The 16895-nt window shown below is 76.0% G+C and carries 14 protein-coding genes; 2 read left to right on the forward strand and 12 right to left on the reverse strand.

Features of this window, described 5'->3' with window-relative positions; translation table 11 throughout:
- Positions 1-6 precede the first annotated feature (6 nt).
- A complete protein-coding gene (locus ACLWS4_RS16610) occupies positions 7-648 on the forward strand; it encodes a hypothetical protein (RefSeq protein WP_049658637.1) in 642 nt (213 codons plus the stop codon).
- A gap of 48 nt (positions 649-696) precedes the next feature.
- Here the strand turns inward: ACLWS4_RS16610 and ACLWS4_RS16615 are convergent, their stop codons facing one another.
- The 5 genes from ACLWS4_RS16615 to ACLWS4_RS16635 form a co-directional block, all read right to left on the reverse strand.
- A complete protein-coding gene (locus ACLWS4_RS16615; RefSeq protein WP_416874457.1) occupies positions 697-1566 on the reverse strand; it encodes an NAD-dependent protein deacetylase in 870 nt (289 codons plus the stop codon).
- Between the two features lie 88 nt (positions 1567-1654).
- Positions 1655-2290 carry an AAA family ATPase gene (locus ACLWS4_RS16620; RefSeq protein WP_416874458.1) on the reverse strand — a complete coding sequence of 212 codons (636 nt, stop codon included), beginning with the start codon at positions 2288-2290 and terminating at the stop codon, positions 1655-1657.
- Positions 2291-2558: 268 nt separating this feature from the next.
- Positions 2559-3335 (reverse strand): maleylpyruvate isomerase family mycothiol-dependent enzyme, encoded by a 777-nt coding sequence (locus ACLWS4_RS16625; RefSeq protein WP_387974517.1) that lies wholly within the window; start codon positions 3333-3335, stop codon positions 2559-2561.
- On the reverse strand, positions 3332-4135 hold the full coding sequence (locus tag ACLWS4_RS16630) for a methyltransferase domain-containing protein (protein ID WP_049660250.1): 804 nt from the start codon (positions 4133-4135) through the stop codon (positions 3332-3334). The genes ACLWS4_RS16625 and ACLWS4_RS16630 overlap by 4 nt, the downstream gene beginning before the upstream one ends.
- A gap of 66 nt (positions 4136-4201) precedes the next feature.
- A complete protein-coding gene (locus ACLWS4_RS16635; RefSeq protein WP_416874459.1) occupies positions 4202-5662 on the reverse strand; it encodes a hypothetical protein in 1461 nt (486 codons plus the stop codon).
- Between the two features lie 305 nt (positions 5663-5967).
- On the opposite strand from ACLWS4_RS16635, the gene ACLWS4_RS16640 reads away from it, so the two are divergent.
- Positions 5968-6660 (forward strand): Tat pathway signal sequence domain protein, encoded by a 693-nt coding sequence (locus tag ACLWS4_RS16640; protein ID WP_416874460.1) that lies wholly within the window; start codon positions 5968-5970, stop codon positions 6658-6660.
- Positions 6661-6721: 61 nt separating this feature from the next.
- Here ACLWS4_RS16640 and ACLWS4_RS16645 read toward each other — a convergent pair whose 3' ends face one another.
- From ACLWS4_RS16645 to ACLWS4_RS16675, 7 genes are all read right to left on the reverse strand, one after another.
- The gene (locus tag ACLWS4_RS16645; RefSeq protein ID WP_416874461.1) at positions 6722-7927 is read right to left on the reverse strand and encodes a glycosyltransferase 87 family protein; all 1206 of its coding nucleotides are present in this window, start codon (positions 7925-7927) and stop codon (positions 6722-6724) included.
- 265 nt (positions 7928-8192) lie between these two features.
- On the reverse strand, positions 8193-8939 hold the full coding sequence (locus tag ACLWS4_RS16650) for a class I SAM-dependent methyltransferase (protein WP_049659063.1): 747 nt from the start codon (positions 8937-8939) through the stop codon (positions 8193-8195).
- A 3-nt stretch (positions 8940-8942) separates the two neighbouring features.
- On the reverse strand, positions 8943-9758 hold the full coding sequence (locus tag ACLWS4_RS16655; protein WP_375875307.1) for an SDR family oxidoreductase: 816 nt from the start codon (positions 9756-9758) through the stop codon (positions 8943-8945).
- Positions 9755-10618, reverse strand: coding sequence for a TauD/TfdA family dioxygenase (locus tag ACLWS4_RS16660; protein WP_049659062.1), 864 nt, complete (start codon positions 10616-10618; stop codon positions 9755-9757). The genes ACLWS4_RS16655 and ACLWS4_RS16660 overlap by 4 nt, the downstream gene beginning before the upstream one ends.
- A 12-nt stretch (positions 10619-10630) precedes the next feature.
- The gene (locus ACLWS4_RS16665; RefSeq protein ID WP_074004675.1) at positions 10631-11887 is read right to left on the reverse strand and encodes an aspartate aminotransferase family protein; all 1257 of its coding nucleotides are present in this window, start codon (positions 11885-11887) and stop codon (positions 10631-10633) included.
- Between the two features lie 11 nt (positions 11888-11898).
- Complete coding sequence (locus tag ACLWS4_RS16670) at positions 11899-16329, reverse strand: AMP-binding protein (protein ID WP_416874462.1); 4431 nt, start codon at positions 16327-16329, stop codon at positions 11899-11901.
- Entirely contained in the window at positions 16326-16895 is a 570-nt protein-coding gene (locus tag ACLWS4_RS16675; RefSeq protein WP_416874463.1) for a DUF6309 family protein, read from the reverse strand. Before ACLWS4_RS16675 ends, ACLWS4_RS16670 begins: the two co-directional genes overlap by 4 nt.

Raw genomic sequence — 16895 nt, forward strand, 5'->3', positions numbered from 1 at the left:
GGATGGTTGCGGGAGCTGGACGGGGACGCGGTGCGCCTGGCGGCCGTGGGGCTGGTGCGGCTGGGGGCGCAGGACTGGCTGAGTACGGAGGGCGGGGCGCCGGCCTGGGTGGGCGGGTTGCGGGCGGCCTCGTTCGCCGATGCCTGGCTGGCGTTCGGGGACGGGCCCGCGTCCGGGTTGCGGGCGCCCGCGCCGGAGGTGCTGCGGGCCGTCGTCGCCCGGGCCGCGGAGCTGGTGCTGCGCTCCTGCCGGGAGGACGGTCCGGCGGCCCTGGAGTGGCTCGGGCAGCGCTCGGCGGAGGCCCGGGAGCAGGCGCGTCGGGAGGGCGCCTCGCACCCGGCCGAGCCCTGTGCGCTGACCCTGGTGTGGCACGGGGTCCAGGCGCTGACCGCCGAGGACGGGCCGGATCACGCCCGCCGGATCGAGGAGCGCGCCGAGGCGTACGTGCGGGAGCGGCACTGCCGCCAGGACACCCTGGCGCTGGTGCTGTGCTGCACCCGGATCGCCGCGGCCGCGCTGGTGGAGCTGTGCGAGGGCGATCCGGAGCGGGTGGCCGGCCGGCTGGAGCAGGACGCGGCACGTTCCATGCCGCGCGCCGGCCGGGTGCCGCTGTGGGTACCGGGCCGACCGGCCCTGCCCGCCGGCTGACCGGGCCGACCGGGCCGACCGGGCCGGCTGGAACGCCGGCCGGCCCGGTCAGGCCGCGTCGAGCAGCCGGGCGACCTCCGTCATGGCCGCCCCCAGCGGCAGGTCGAGGCGGAGCCGGGCGAGTCCGTCGCCGCGTGTCGGCCCCTGGTTGACGATCGCGACCGGCAGCCGGGCCCGGGCGGCGCGGCGGACGAAGCGCAGCCCGGACAGGACCGCCAGGGACGATCCGAGGACCACCAACGAGCCCGCCGCGTCGACCAGTTCGTAGCAGTGCTCGACCCGGGGCGGCGGGACGTTCTCGCCGAAGAAGACCACGTCGGGCTTGAGCACGCCGCCGCACGCCGTGCAGGCGGCGACCCGGAAGCCGTCCACCGCGGACTGCGGCAGCCGCGCGTCGCCGTCGGGCCGAAGCTCCGCCCGGGCCGGCCGGAAGCCCGGGTTGAGCTTCTCCAGCCGTCCGTCCAGCTCGGCCCGGGTGCTGGTGCGGCGGCAGTCGAGGCAGACCACCCGGCGGAGTCCGCCGTGCAGCTCGACGGCCTCCCGGGTGCCGGCCGCGTGGTGGAGGCCGTCCACGTTCTGGGTGATGACCGCCGCGACGTGCCCGGCCCGGCGCAGCCGTTCCACCGCGTGGTGCCCGGCGTTGGGCCGGGCCCCGGCGATCGCGGGCCAGCCGGTGTGGCTGCGGGCCCAGTAGCGGCGCCGGGCCTCCGCGCTGCCGGTGAACTCCTGGTACGTCATCGGGGTGCCGCTGCGGCGGCGGCCGGTGGCGCCGCGGTAGTCGGGGATACCGGACTCGGTGGACAGGCCGGCCCCGCTGAGCACCACCGCGCCGCGCCGGTCCAGCAGCCGTACCAGGCCTTCCAACTCCTCCCCCGGGGGAACGGCGGCCTGCCCGCCCGGGTGTTCGAACGCGTCCATACCGTCGAGGTTAGGGCGTGGCGCCGCAGGAGGGGCCGGCACAGGTCCCGGACGCATCGGGACGTGATCGCGGCACCGCGCGGTCCTGTCAGCTCTTCCGACCCCGCGGCACGTGGTTCCCCACCCACCCGGACGGCTCCTCGGCGGCACCGGCAGCACCGGCGGCGAAGGCCGTGATCCGCTCCAGCGGCGGGTTCCAGCCCCGGGTGGTGTCCACGGCCAGGCAGGGGGCGTCGAGCGCGATCGGCACCCAGGACTCGATCGGCCGCTCGCCGCGCGCGATGCGGCGCAGCAGCTCACCGTCCGCGTGGACGGCGCGACCGGGTTCCTCGGCGGCCCTGCGGGCGATGCGCTCGCGGGCGGTCCCGGGGTCGACGGTGCAGCGTACGATGCGCAGCTCGGCGCGGCCGACGAGCGGCAGCAGACCGGGCCGCCACAGCCGGTCCTGGAAGGCCGCTTCCGCCACCAGGTCCGTTCCCGCGCGCAGGAGTCCGTCGACGGTGCGGAAGAACTCGGTCAGCGTCCGCTGGTTCAGGTCCTGGTCCAGGCCCAGGGCCAGGCCCAGCTCCTCGGCCGGGGCCGGCCGGGCGGCGGCCATCCGCTCCTTGATCTCGTCCCGGCAGACCGCCGGGCGGCCGAGCGCGTCGGCCAGGGCGTGCGCCAGCGTGGTCTTGCCCGCTCCGGGCGGGCCGCTCACGACGAGCAGGTGCGGGCGTCGGTCCATGGTCGGGGTTCGGTCCGCGCTGGGGGTTCGGTCCGTGGTCGGGAGGGAGGGCGTCATGCCTGCTGAGTCTGCGCCGGGCGGCCGCCGCCCGCCACCTCCCCTGCGGGTGGCGGACGGCGGCATCGCGCCGCCGGAACCCGCCGGAGCCGCCGTTCCAGTGGACCCGCCCCTCGGGAAACCCCGCCGACGCGGAGGTGAACGAGGCCGAACCGCCGCTACAGGAGCAGATGTTGCCGCATTCCGGCGACCGGACGCCGGACCCGCCGCCTCAGCCCCAGCCGGGCACCGGCGGCAGCGGCCACCCCGGCGGCCCGGGCAGCGGCCCGTCCGCCCGCAGGCCCTCCGCCCGCAGGCGCTCCACCGACCCGCGCCCCGACAGCCAGGCGAGCAGGGCGTGGCCGGGGCCGCTGACGGTGGGGCCGGACGGGGCCAGGGCCCAGTCGCGGCCGAGGTCGGTGGCCGTCAGCCGGGCGACGGGGAATCCGCGCGCGGCCAGGGCGGCCGCCGTCCCGTCGAGCGCCCAGGCGACGTACCCGGTGGGCCAGTCGGCGGTCGAGTGGCCGAGGTCCAGGTCGACGTGGTGGGTTTCGAGCTCCCGCCACGCCCGGTGCAGGGTGAACCACGCCGGGTGCCGCCAGCCGGCGAGGGCGGTGACCGGCGTGGACCACCGTTCGACGGGCATCGCGTCGGCGGCCGCGAACATCCCGTCCAGGCTGTTCCGCAGGTCGGCGGCCGGCTCCGCCGCACCGCGCCCGGCGCCCTCGCGCGGGGCGTGGTCCGGCGCGGCGGACCCGGCGCGCGGACCCGGCTCGGTGCCGGTGCGGGCCACGGTCAGCAGCCACCGGTACGCGTCGGCGCTGCGGGCGAGGTGGGTGAGGACGTGGGCGCGGCTCCAGCCGGGCAGCGTCGAGGGCTCGCGGGCCTGCCGGTCGGTCAGCGTGCCGACGGTGGCGAGGACCCGCCCGGCGGAGGCGCGCACCTCGGCGAGCAGCGCGCCGGCCCCGGCCCCGTCCAGGCCTGCGGGCGGCGGCCCGGGGGACGTCACGGGCGGCGCGCCCAGGCGGAGATCATCGGGGCGGTGGCCAGGTCGAGCCGGCCGGTGGCGACGTTGGCCAGGTGACGGTCGATCTCCTCGTCCGTCGCGAGGCCTTCCCGTACCAGCAGTCCGCGGATCTGCCGGACGGTCGCGTCCTCCAGGACCGCGCAGGCCGGCGAGGTGATCGGGAAGTACGCGTCGGCCTGGACGTCGACCAGGCCCGCCTCGCGCAGCGCCCTGGGCAGCGTCCGCCCGTACGCGAGGTCGGCGCCGCGGCCCGCCATCAGGGTGCGGAAGCCGGTCCGCAGCCGGTTGGCGAGGCGCTCGTCGGGGCCGGACTCGTCGGGGCAGAGCAGCGGTTGCAGGGCCGGGTCGGCGTCCTCCAGGAGCAGCCGGCCGCCGGGGCGCAGCGCCCGCACCATCCTGCGCAGGGCCTCGGCGCGGTCGGCGACGTGCACCAGGACCAGCCGGGCGTGCACCAGGTCGAAGCCGCCGGGCGGCGGCGGGTCGGCGGCCACGTCGTGGCGCAGCACCTCGATCACGCCGCCGGCGGCGGGGGCGGTCCAGGAGACGTCGATGTCGGTGGCGACCACCGCGCCGGTCGGGCCGACGCGTTCGGCGAGCCCGAGCGGCACCGAGGGGCCGCCCGCGCCGACCTCCCAGCAGCGCATGCCGGGGCCGATCCCGAGCGCGTCGACGTGCCGGAAGGTCACCGGGTCGAAGAGTTCGGCGAGGGCGCCGAAGCGGATGCCCGCCTCCGACTGGCGGTTGTCCAGGAGGTAGCCGTGGTCGCTCTCGTGCTCAGCCATGCCGGGATTCTCGCAGACGCGGGTTCGAAGACAGGCCCTCGAGGCGCGGCGCTCGGGTCGGGCCGTTCAGGGCTGCGGGGCCGGGTCGGTGAGCGCCGGGATGTCGTAGGTCACCTTGCCGATGTCGGAGATCAGGTAGCCGCCGTCGGGCCCGCGTCGGAGCGTCAGTCGCGGGGTGTACGACTGCCTGGGCGTTCGGAACCAGCCCTCCTCGGCGGCGTAGGTGCAGTAGGCGGAGACCTCCAGCTCGACCACCTCGCCGGTGAGGTCGCGCGGATCGAAGCGGCCCGCCGCGGGCCCCGCGACCACCCATCTGACCAGCGACCAGCCCCGGCGTGCGGTCAGGTCGGCGGGCCAGGCCGACCCGTTCTCCTCGCAGGCGGTCAACCCGCCGCCGGCGGCGGCCAGTTCGGACGTCAGGTACCGGCGCGACCGGCTCAGGACGGCCGCCGGCCCGGTGTCGCCGCGGGAGGTGTCGAAGGTGCCCGAGGTGACGGCCCAGGCGATCGCGACGGACTCCGCGTCGTGCCCGTCCACCGTCAGCGGCGGCGTCTGCGCGGTCGGCCGGTCCTTCGGCGGGGCGATCGGATCCCCCGGCTGGTATCCCGGTTCGGAGGGGAAGCTGTAGCCGGCCGGAGCGACGGCGACCGTGGTGCCCGGGATCTCCTGCTGGTCCTGGTCGTAGCAGGGGTTGCACCGGATGCGCTCGCCGGAGCCGGTGCCGTAGCTGGTCTCCCAGCCCCTGCCGTGGGTCGACAGCTCGGTGCCGGACTCCCTGCGCACCCCGGAGACGTGGAACGGGCGGTCGCCGTCCTTCAGCGTCCAGGTGCGGCGCTTGCCGTCGACGGTGCCCTCGACCGTGAGCACGTAGTCGTAGCTGTGCCGGGTCGCGAGCACGGTGAGGCTGACGATCTCGGGCTTCCGGTCCTCCAGGTAGAGGTACTTGTCGGTGAAGTAGGGGGCGAACGACACCGGTCCGGCGGCCCCGATCAGCGCGACCGGGTTCGGGGAGTCCAGGTCGACGCCCATGTCGATCTTCTTGCCCTCCCCCTGTCCGGCGCAGTCCACGACCGTGCCGGGCAGCGGGTCGCGGGGCTCGCCCACGATGGTCGCCCGCACCTGTTCGATCGCCACGGTGTGGCCGTTGCCGACCATCGAGACCGACAGCGGCGACGCGCCCACGTCCGTACCGCCCTGCGCGTGCGCCCACGTCCGGGCGGCTTCGCAGCCGGTGACGGCCGGCGGGTCGGTCGGTTTGACGACCCGGGGGACGACCGTGGTCGAGTCGGCGTCGGCGTGCTCGGGGTCGTAGTGGGCTCCGAGTTCCGGCCCCTTGCCGCCCTCCGTCGCGGTCAGTGCCCAGTACGTCGTGCCGGCGCCCAGCAGGGCCAGCACGCTCAGCACGGCGATCAGCAGCCGCAGGCGCGGTCTGCGGCCGCCCATCAGCGTGAGGACGCCGCCCATGAACACGTTGCCGTGGATGGTGCTCTGGCTGATCCTGTTGTGCGTCTCGTGCTGGTCGCCCACTCCACCCACCCCGTCCGAGGGATCCGCGTCCACCACAGTGGCGGTTCCCGGCGGGTGGAGGGAAGACCCGCGCCGGAAGCCCGGGCGTCGTGGCGTCGAGGCGCCGCGCCATCGTGGCGTCGTGGCGTCGTCGGCGCGGACGGTCTTGTTGACGAAATGTCAGCAAGTTCGTCCGATCGCCTTGACGGCATGCGGTCACGGCTGGACCCTGTGGACCCGGAAACGCCGCGCGCTCCCCGGCCCCCACCGCTCGGGAGCGCGCGAGAGGACGTCTTCTCGCCCCTCACCGAGGAAGAGGTTTTCCCATGCGCTTCAGCCGCCGCCTCCCCGCCACCGCCGCCGTCGTCTGCGCGACCGCCGCGCTCGCGCTGGCCGCCGTCCCCGCCTCCGCGTCGCCCGAGTCCCTCGCCGCCGGCCCGGTGCTCACCGCCGGGAGCGCGGGCGGCACCGCCGTCGCCGTCGGCGACGCGCTCGCCGCACCGCTCGCCCCGGGCACCAAGGCCACCTTCTACTCGACCGCGACCAGCACCACCGGTGTCACCTGCGCCACCTCCCAGCTCTCCGCCTCGGTGCTGGGCAACCCGGCCGCGCCGGGCAGCGCGACCGCGTCGCTGACCGGGCTGACCTTCGGCTCGTGCACCGCCAACGTCACCGGGGTCACCTCGGTGCGCAGCCTGACGGTCGGCAACCTGCCGTACGGCGTCACCGTCTCCGACGCGCCCGGCCTGCCGGTCACCCTGACCGGCGGGTCCGCCGGGACGATCCAGGCCACCGCCGTGCTGGACACCTGGTTCGGCACCATCACCTGCTCCTACCAGCTGAGCGGCGCGTTCACCGGCAGCGCCGACAACACCGCGCACAGCCTGGCCTTCCGCACCGAGCACTTCGCCAAGAGCGGCGGCTCGACGCTCTGCCCGGCCGACGGCTACTTCTCCGCGACGTACGGGCCGGTCGCGGACACCAGCCAGTCGGGAAGCCCGGCGGTCTTCGTCAACTGACCGCACCCGCAAGGGAGTCGGGGTGGGTGCGGCTGCGCCGCCGGGCCCACCCCGGCTCCGGTCAGACCCGGAGCAGGCCGAACTCCCGGGCGGCGGCCCGGAGTACGGCGACCAGTGCCAGCAGCATCAGCGCGCCGTGGGCCGGCATCGACAGGTACGGCGCCACGCCGGGTGCGATGAACTTGAGGTAGCTGCCGAAGGACGCGAGCTGGACCAGCACCGGCAGGTACCAGAGCTGCCGGGGCAGGTGGAAGGCGACGATCACGCTGAGGACGTCCGCGACGTAGAAGTAGCGCTCGTGCATGGACGGCAGCAGGAACGGCACCGCGATCGCGAAGACGGTGGCCAGCAGCAGGATCCCCGTCCCGGTGAGCCCCGCCCGTCCGCCCCCGGCCGTGGACCTGCCGGCAAGGGACTCTCCGGCCGCGCCTCCGGAGCTTCGCAGGGCCCGGACCGCCAGAGCGATCAGCGCCAGCACCAGCAGGCCCGCGACCAGCACGCCCGCCCGGCGCACCGGGTCGTCCTCGCCGGACGGCACCGAGACGAACTGGTAGACCGACGGCGCGTTGAGCGTGAGGTCCCGGTAGGTCCCGGTCTGCCGGGCGTACACCGTCAGCAGCTGCCAGGGGTCGGCGCCGAGCAGCACGGCGGGGACGTCGAGCGCCAGGTAGGCGGCCGGGACGGCCAGCAGGCACCGCCACGGCATCCGCCGGGCCAGGACCACGACGAGCAGCAGGGGGAAGAGGAAGACCGCCTGGAGCTTGAAGGCCAGGGCGATCCCGAAGAACGAGCAGGTCCACCAGGGCCGGCCGCGCAGGAGGTGGTGGACGCCGCCGAGCAGGAAGGCGGTGAAGATCGCGTCGGCCTGGGCCCACCACCCGCTGTTGGTCACGACCGTGGGCAGGAACAGCACGGTCACCGCCGCCGCGAAGGGCCGCCAGGGCCGGTGCGGCCACCGCAGCGCGACGATGCGGTGGGTGTAGTAGGCCAGCGCCAGGTCGAAGAGGACCGACAGGCACTTGACCGCCGCCAGCGCGGGCACCGGCAGCCGGCCGAGCGCGGCCATCAGGTACAGGTAGGGGACGTTGTAGTCCGAGAAGCCGGTGTCGCCGAGGGCCTGGAATCCGCCGTGCGCCGCGATGTACCGGTACCAGGGGCCGAGGAAGTAGTACCAGTCCGACGACTCGTACTGCAGCAGCAGGCCCCGGAGCAGGAGCGCGGACGCCACCGCCGCCACCGCGACCAGCACCGGCACCGGCACCGGCACCGGCACCACCGGATCGGCCCGGCGCGGAGGCGGGGTCCCTCGTTCCGGCGCGGCTTCCTGGGGGCCGGGGCGCAGGTCGGGTTCGGGTCGGACTGGACAGTGGTTCATACCACCAGGACGCGGCACCCACCGGAAACGGACGACAACGAACCGGTACGGATTTCCGCGGGCCGCCGACCGACCCGCGGACCGACCCGCCCGGGCCCGCCCCGGGCCTGAGCTCGTACGGCTCCGACCCGGGGCGCGAGCGGGCGACCGGCAGCGGTCAGTCCCCGGCCTCCCGGTGCCGCCACCGCACCGGGTCCTCGGCCACCGCCGCGCCCGCCGCGGTCCGGGCCGGCGTCCGGTAGCCCGCCGTGGCGAGCACCAGCATCTCGTTCTCCCCCGGCCGGAACTCGTAGGCCACCCGCTCCACCCGGCTGGGGACGCCGAGGTCCGCCAGTTCCTCGCGCAGCGGCTCCAGCCCGGGGTAGCGCTCCCGCGTGTCGTACACCATCAGCGGGAACACCCGCACCTCGTGCCGTGCCACCCGGGCGAGCTCCAGCAGGGCCGCCCGGTGGAAGTCCCCGTCCAGCCGGTTGCCGTACGAGAACAGCAGGTGCGAGCTGAGCACCAGGTCGAAGGAGTCGTCGGCGAAGGGGAGTTCGGGCAGCGAGCCGGCCACGTAGCGGTCCGGGCGGGCGGCGATGTCGGCGCGGAAGTCCCGGGCGTTGGCGGTCCACTGGCGGATCATGTCGTCCGCGTCGGTGTACCAGGACCACACGTGGTCGGCCGTCTCCTTCACCAGCCGCTCGCGCTTGAAGCCGGTCTCCCGCTCCACCAGCAGGCCCAGCTCCTCGCGGTGCTCGGCGTACTGGCGGTCGACGGCGACGGCGTCGATGCCGCGCCGCCCGGCCTCCGCCACGAAGCTCGCGGCGCCGGCCGGGCAGTCCAGGACGCGCTGCGCCAGGTCGCGTTCGGTGAGCGCGAACATCGCCCGGTACTCCGCGAAGGAGCGTGCGCTGACCAGCACGGCTCAGCCCCTTCCGACGAACGGCATGGTGGTCGGCAGCACGACCAGGGACTGGATGGTGGTGTCCGGCGGCTGCGAGGCCATCAGCACCAGGGCCTCGGTGAAGCGGTCCACCGGGATGGTCGCCTCGACGGCCATGGTCCGGTCGGCCTGCATCGCGGCCGGCTGCGGGCCGCCGTCCACCGGGGTGACGTTGCCGACGTCGATCTGCCCGCAGGAGATGCCGTACGCCCGGCCGTCCAGGGCGAGCACCTTGGTGAGGCCGAGCACGGCGTGCTTGGCGGCGGTGTACGCGATGGAGTTGGGGCGCGGCACGTAGGCCGAGGGCGCGCCGTTGTTGATGATCCGCCCGCCCTGCGGGGTCTGGGTGCTCATCACCCGGAAGGCCTCGCGGGCGCAGAGGAAGCCGCCGGTGACGATGGTGTCCAGCACCCGGTTCCAGTCCTCGAACGGGGTCTCGGTGATCGGCCGGCGCGGGGCGGCGGCGCCCGCGTTGTTGAACAGCAGGTCCACCCGGCCGTAGCGGTCGAGGACGGTGTCGAAGAGCCGGGCGACCTCCTCCGGGCTGCGGATGTCCGTCGGGACGGGCAGCACCCGGGCGGCCCCGGGCCCGGCCAGGGCGGCGGTCTCCTCCAGCGCGTCCTTGCGCCGACCGGCGACGGCCACGGTCCAGCCGGCCGCCAGCAGGGCCAGTGCCGAGGCCCGGCCGAGGCCGCTGCCCCCGCCGGTGACGATCGCCACCCGCCCGTGCGGTGCGGGCGCGCCTCCGGTGCCGGCTCCGGCGGTCACGGCTCCCGTGCTCTCGGCTCCAGCGGTCACGGCGTCCACTCCTCCCCCTCGTTCACCCAGACCCGCAGCATCCGCCGGGCGTACGGGCCCGGCTCGTCGATGAACGGCGAACGCCCGTGCAGCACACGGCTGTTGCGGATGATCAGCAGGTCACCGGCGGCCATCGGCAGCCCGAAGGCGATCTCCGGCCGGTAGAGCACCTCGTCCAGCACGCCGAGCGCCTCCCACTGACGGTCCGTCAACTCCGGTCCGCCGCGGTCGGGAGAGGAGCGGACGGTGCGGGTCTGGTAGTAGCACCCGATCGTCCCGTCCTTCCGGTCGTACAGGATCGGGGTGACCACCACCTGCGGACCGGCCCGGCCGCTGCGCTCGAAGGTCCACTCCTCGCGGAGCGTGGCCAGCGCGTCCGGCCGCTCCCGCTCGATCAGGTCGTGCACGTGCCGGGCGCTCGCCAGCTTGGTCAGCCCGCCGCCGTCGAAGGCGGGCCGCAGGCAGAGCAGGACCAGCAGGTCGCAGGTGTCGCAGTGGAAGCCCAGCTCGGTGTTTCCGTCGCCGTCCTGGTCGTGCAGCACCGAGGTGAGGTCGCCGCGCCCGTTCTGCGGGACGATCCGGCCGAAGTCCCCCAGGAGGAAGGAGAGCACCTCGGTGATCTCCTGCTCCGGGCGGGTCGCGTCCACCAGGCCGCTCACGTGGGTGATGCCCACCGAGTCGGCGGCGTTCCGGACGAACTCCCGCAGCCTGGTTCGCACCTGCTCACCCGCGCCCCACTGCCCGGCCCGCGCGTCGGCCCAGAGCAGCCGCCGCTCCCGTTCCTCCAGCGGGAGCGACCAGAGCTCCCGCCGGGCGTCCAACTCCAGGCTGCTCCAGCCGATTTCGGTCACCGCGTCCATGTCCTCTCCTCCCTACCGGCCGCCGGCCGCGACGGCCTTCGCCCACAGTTCCAGGCCCTCGTCGATCTGTTCGGCCGTGACCACCAGCGCGGGGATCATCCGGACCGTGTTGAGGTGGATCCCGCACAGCAACAGCAGCAGGCCGTGCTCGGCCGCGGCCTGCTGGGCGCGCCGGGCCGCCTCCGGGTCCGGGGTGCCGTCCGGGCGGCAGAACTCGCTGGCGGCCATCAGCCCGAGCCCGCGGACGTCGGCGATCCCGGGCGCCTCGGCGGCGACCGCCCGCAGCCCGGCCAGCAGCCGGGCGCCCTGCTCGGCCGCGTTCTCGACCAGGCGCTCCTCGCGCAGCACGTCCAGGGTTGCCAGCGCGGCGGCGCAGGCCACCGGGTTGCCCCCGTAGGTGCCGCCCTGCGAGCCGGGCCAGGCGCGGCCCATCAGCTCGGCGGGCGCGGCGATCGCGGACAGCGGGAAGCCGCTGGCCAGGCCCTTGGCGGTGATCAGGACGTCGGGGCGCACCCCTTCTTCGTACTGGTGGGCCCAGAACCGGCCGGTGCGGCCGAAGCCGGTCTGCACCTCGTCCACCACCAGCAGGATCCCGTGCCGGTCGGCCCGCTCGCGCAGCCCGGCCAGGAAGCCGGGCGGGGCCGGGACGTAGCCGCCCTCGCCGAGCACCGGCTCGACGAACATCGCGGCCGTCTCGGCGGGCGCGGAGACGGTGGCGAGCACCTCGTCCAGTCCGCGCAGGGCGTGCGCCACCGCCTCGTCCTCGGACAGCCCGAGCCGGAACGCGGCCGGGAAGGGTGCCACCGCGACCCCGGGCATCAGCGGGCCGATGCCGGCCCGGAACCGGGTGCCGGCCGTGGTGAGCGAGGCCGCGCCCATGGTGCGGCCGTGGAACGCGCCCTCGAAGACGATCACGTTCTGCCGTCCGGTGGCGTGCCGGGCGAGCCGCAGCGCGGCCTCCACCGCCTCGGTGCCGGCGGTGGCGTAGAACAGCGAGTCCAGGCCGGACGGCAGGACCTCGCCGAGCCGCTCGGTGAGCGTGAGCAGCTGGTCGTGCAGCACGGTGGTGTACTGCCCGTGGATGAGCCGGCCGGCCTGTTCCCGGACGGCCTCGACCACCTTCGGGTGACAGTGGCCGGTGCTGGTCACCCCCACGCCGGAGGTGAAGTCGAGGTGGCGGCGGCCGTCGGCGTCGTAGAGGTGGAGTCCTTCGCCGCGTACGGCGACGACCGGGGTGGCCTGCTTGAGCGCCGGGGAGAGCTGGGACACGGGGCCTGCCTTCACGGGTTGGTCCTGCCTTCACGGATGTCGTCTCGGGGGTCGTGACCGACGCCGTCGCGGACGTCGTCACGGATGTCGTGACCGGCGCCGTCGCGGACGTCGTCACGGATGTCGTCACGGGTGGGCGGGGTCGGGCCGACGGGCGGCAGGTAGCCGGCCTCGGCGGCCCAGGTGAGCGCGGCCGACCACCACCGCGGGGTCGGCGCGGCGAACCGCACGCCCAGGCGGTCGAGCACCGCGGTGGTGTACGAGCTGTCCACCAGGACGCGGCGCTCCTCCTGCGCCGCCCAGGCGGCGGCCACCCGGGCGGCCGTCGGGTGGCGGTGCTCGGCCCGGGCGAGGGCGGCCCCGAAGGCCTCCTCGTCGGTGAGCCGTACGGCGTGGCCGTGCCCGGCCAGCCACCGCACCAGCTCGTCGTGCGGGACGGCGTGCGGCGTCTCCACGTGGTACGCGCCGGGCGCGGCGTACGGGTCGAGGGCGATCGCGGCGATCCCGGCGGCCACCGTGTCCACGTACGAGAACGCGAAGGCGGTGCCCGGCCGGCTCGGCGCGGCGCCGGCCAGCAGGTAGCCGCGGAGCAGCTGGTAGATCCGGTTGTCGCCGGCGTTGGCCTGGAACGCGCCGGTCCGGCTGTGCGCCGCGATGTGGCCGCTGCGGTGCAGGTAGGCGGCGTGCCCGCGGGCGGCCCAGGCCCGGACGGCCTGTTCGGCCCGGTACTTGGTCCGCTCGTACGGGGTGCGGAAGTGCTGGCCGATCTCCAGGTCCGCCTCGCTGAAGCGGCGCGGCGGGCCGTCGACGCCGCCCGAGACGGCCAGCGTGGAGACGTGGTGGACCCGGGCGTCCGGGGCGTGCTCCCCGACCCAGTCGAGCAGTCGGCGCACCGCCGTGTGGTTGGTGCGTTCCAGCTCGTCGGGTGAGGCCACCAGTCGGACGTCCGCCGCCGCGTGCACCACCAGGTGGGCGCCCCGGGCGTGTTCCAGTGCGGCCGGGGAGAGGCCGAGGCCGTCCCGGTCGATGTCCCCGGCGAGCGCCCGGGCGGGCCGGACCGTGCCCGCCGCGCCGGTGCCGAGCCGCTTCAGCGCCTCGGCGTCGTCGGCGGCCCGCACCAGGCAGGTGACCTCGGCGCCGCGCGCCAGGAAGGCCTCCAGCAGGTGCCGCCCGAGGTAGCCGGTGGCGCCGGTGAGCAGCACCCGGGCGGGTTCGCGCACCGTCGCCCGGGCCGTCGGGGCGACACCGGGGTGCAGCAGCTGGCCGGAGGTGGACAGCGGTGCCCGGACGGGCGGTGCGGCCTCCGGCGCCTCGGCGTCGGCCTGGGTGTCGGCCTGGCCGACGACCTCGGCCTGCGCCTCGGCCGCCACGGCGCGGGCGAACCGCCCGGTGATCCGCTCGGCGGCGGGGTGCGGCAGGCCGGGCCGGCCGTACACCAGGTCGGCGACCAGCCGCTGCTCCACCACCCGTGCGGTGAGCCGCAGTTCGTACAGCGGGTCGCCGCCCGTACAGCGGGCCGTGCCGGCCTGTTCGGCGGCGACGGTCCAGTCCAGCGCGGGCTCCTCGGGCAGCCGGAAGGTGCCGAGGAAGTTGAAGCCGACGGCGGGCCGTCCGCCGGGCCCGTCCATCGGCCGGACGGGGGCCTCGCGCAGCCGCCGGGCCACGGTGTCCGGGGTGGCCCCGGCGTCCAGCTCGACGTGCTTGACGGCGGTGAACCAGCCGACGGTGTCCAGGAATTCGCCCGGGTCGCCGACCGCGTCCCGGCCGTGGGTCTCGACCTCCACCGCGAGCCGGGGGCGGCCGCCGTCACCGGTGACGGCCTCGGCGAAGGCGGCCAGCAGTACGGCCTCCAGCCCGGCCCCGGCACCGTGCCGGGCGATCAGCCGGGCGGTGGCGTCCGGGTCGAGCGCCCAGCTGAGCGCGGCGGGCTCCTCGACCTCCCCGGCCTCTCCGACCTCCTCGGCTTCCCCGACAGCGGCGTCCCCGGCAACGGGTTCCGCCGCGGCGGAGGACGAGACCGCCGCCCAGGCGTAGAAGTCCGCCGTCGGCGGCAGGTCGACCGGCTTCCGGTCGAGCACCGCCCGGTACGCGTGCGCCAGGTCGTCCAGCAGGATCCGCCAGGACAGCCCGTCGACCACCAGGTGGTGCGCGATCAGCGCGAGCCGGTCGTCGGTGCCGGGCGGGCCGGTGAACAGGTGGGCGCGCAGCAGCCGGCCGGCCGACGGATCGAGGCTGCGGTGGAGTTCGGTGCAGACCCCGGCGACGGTGTCGGCGATCTCCCCGGCCGCGCGCGGGATCCGGGAGAAGGAGACCGGGTCGAGCTCGGCCACCGCCCGGACCTCGCCGCAGCCGTCCGGGGCGACCGGCCGGCGCAGCGCCGGGTGCCGTTCCAGGACGGCCGCGACGGCCGCCGAGAGCGCCTCCGGGTCGACGGCGGTGCGACAGCGCAGCAGCACCGACTGGTTCCAGTGCCGCAGGTCCCGCACCGTCCGCTGCCGGTACAACCACCGCTGGGCCGGGGCGAGTCGGCGACCGCTCGTGGAGCCGCGCGGGGCCGGGACGGACGGCGCGACCGGGACGGCGACCGCCGCCAGGCCCTCCGCCGTCGGGTACCGGTAGAAGTCCTCGTAGGCGACCCGCAGGCCGGAGCGCCGCAGGAGGGCGATGGTGCGCATGGCGAGGATGGAGTCCCCGCCGAGGCCGAGCACGTCGGCGCGCGGCCCGACGGCGGGCAGGCCCAGGGCGCCCGCCCAGAACCGGGCGATCTCCCCGGCCGGTCCGCTCCCCGCGCCGCCGTTCACCCCGGCGTCGTCCGGTTCGGTTCCGTCCGACCCGGTTCCGTCCGACTCGGTTCCGTCCGACTCGGCCCGGGCCTCGACCAGTTCGGCCGCCAGCTCGGCCAGCCGCTGCCGGTCGAGCTTGCCGTTCGGTCCGACCGGGAACCGCGGCAGCACCAGGATCGGCTGCGGCACGGAGTAGCCGGGCAGCCGGTCCCGCAGGTGCGCCCGCAGCCCGTCCAGGCTCCCAGCCCCGTCCAGGCTCCCGGCCCCGTCCGCGCCGTCCAACAGCCGGACGACACCGATGAGTTGGTTGCCGAGAGCGGTCTCCCGCAGCAGCGCCGCCGAGCGGGCGACGCCCGGGTGGCCGTCCATCGCCCGCTCGACCTCGGCGAGGTCCACCCGGTAGCCGCGGACCTTGACCTGGCGGTCCACCCGGCCCAGGAAGACCAGGCTGCCGTCCGCCCGCCGTCGGCACAGGTCGCCCGTGCGGTAGACGAGTCGGCCGTCGCGCCGGACGAAGCCGCGGGCGGTCTCGTCCGGCCGGCCGAAGTACCCGGCGGCCACGCCCCGGCCGCCGATGAGCAGTTCGCCCACCGAGCCGTCCGGCACCGCCCGGCCGTCGCCGTCCACCACTGTCAGCAGCACCTCGCCGATCGCGGTGCCGATCGGTACGGTCGGCTCCTCGGCGGGCAGTTGGCGGGCGGAGGTGACGAGCAGGCAGGTGGCGCCGACGGTGGTCTCGGTCGGTCCGTAGTGGTTGGCCAGCCGCGCGGTGGTGCCGCCGTCGAGCAGGGCGGCGGCGAGCGGGCGGGGCAGCGCCTCGCCGCCGAGCAGCACGGTGTGCAGCGGCGGGGAGTCGGCCGGGCGGCCCTCCAGCAGGGCGGTCAGGTGCGAGGGGGTGGTCTTCAGCACGTCCACCCGGGCCCGCCGCAGCGAGGCCCAGAAGGCTTCCGGGTCGCGCACCTCGCGGTCCGGCACGAGGTGCACCGAGCCGCCGGTGGCCAGGGCGAGCAGCCAGGCGGTGTGGCCGAGGTCGGCGGCCAGGGTGGTGACGTGGGCGGCGCGGGGCGCGTCGGCCTCGGTGAGGTCGAGCCGCCCGGCCAGGGCCCGGGCGTAGTGCACGGCGTTGGCGTGGGTGACGGCCACCGCCTTGGGCTCGCCGCTCGACCCGGAGGTGAAGGAGAGGTACGCGAGGTCCTCGCCCCGTACCTCGGTGGCCACCGGGGGCAGTTCCGGCAGCGCCTCGACGTCCACCACCTCCCCGCCGAGGCCGCCCTCGGTGGCGAGCACCCGGGCCACCCGGACGGAGGCCAGCCGCCGGGCCAGGTCGGCCGCCGACCAGTCCGGATCGGCGAGCACGGCCGCCGCGCCCGCGCGCAGCACGCCGTACAGCAGCACCAGCATCCGGGCGTCCCGGGGCCCGAGCAGGGCGACCCGGTCGCCCCGGCGGGTGCCGGCGGCGGCCAGCCGGGCGGCGATCCGGTCGGCCGCGGTGTCGACCGTGCGGTAGTCGAAGGTGCGGACGCCGTCGCCCAGGGCGGGCCGGTCGGGGTGCGCCCGGGCGTGGTGGGCGAGCAGGTCGGGCAGCGAGCGGGCCCGGTGGGCGGGGTCGGCCGGGTGGCCGCAGGCCGCGGACCGGAGGTGCTGCGTCGCGGAGGTCACGCCGACTCGTCCCCCCTCCGGCCCGCCCGGGCGGGGCCGGCGGCCACCCCCGGGTCGCCCACCAGGTAGCCGTCCAGCAGCTCCCGCTCGGGCAGCCGTCCGGCCAACTCCCAGGCCAGCATGCGGTGCAGGCCGTCGAGGTGGATCAGCCCCGACCGGAGCACGAGGTCCCCGTAGTCGGAGTGGTCGACCGGGGCGGTGCTGAGGAAGACGGGCGTGAGCGGGGCCCACCTCAGCAGCCGCAGCTTCGCCGCGCAGACCGGGTTGGCGGCGGTCCAGGCCGATCCGCCGGCCCGGACCCGCTCGGCCGCCTCGGCCACCGTCAGCCCGGAGCGCGGCACCAGTTCGAGCTCCCCGCCCTCGCTCAGGTGCCAGGGCAGCACGATGCCCAGGACGTCCGTCCGGGAGAGCCGGATCCGCCACCAGCCGCCGGGGATGCGGTCGGCACGGTCGAGGTTCTCCTCGCCGTACATGTTGCTGTTCGCCTCGTGGGCCCGATCCACCGGGTGGTCCCGCAGGTAGGCGTCGTGGACCTCGGGGTAGGCGACGGCTGTGACGATCTCCAC

Source organism: Kitasatospora sp. SC0581 (genome assembly GCF_048159585.1).
In the GTDB taxonomy this organism is placed as follows: Bacteria; Actinomycetota; Actinomycetes; order Streptomycetales; family Streptomycetaceae; genus Kitasatospora.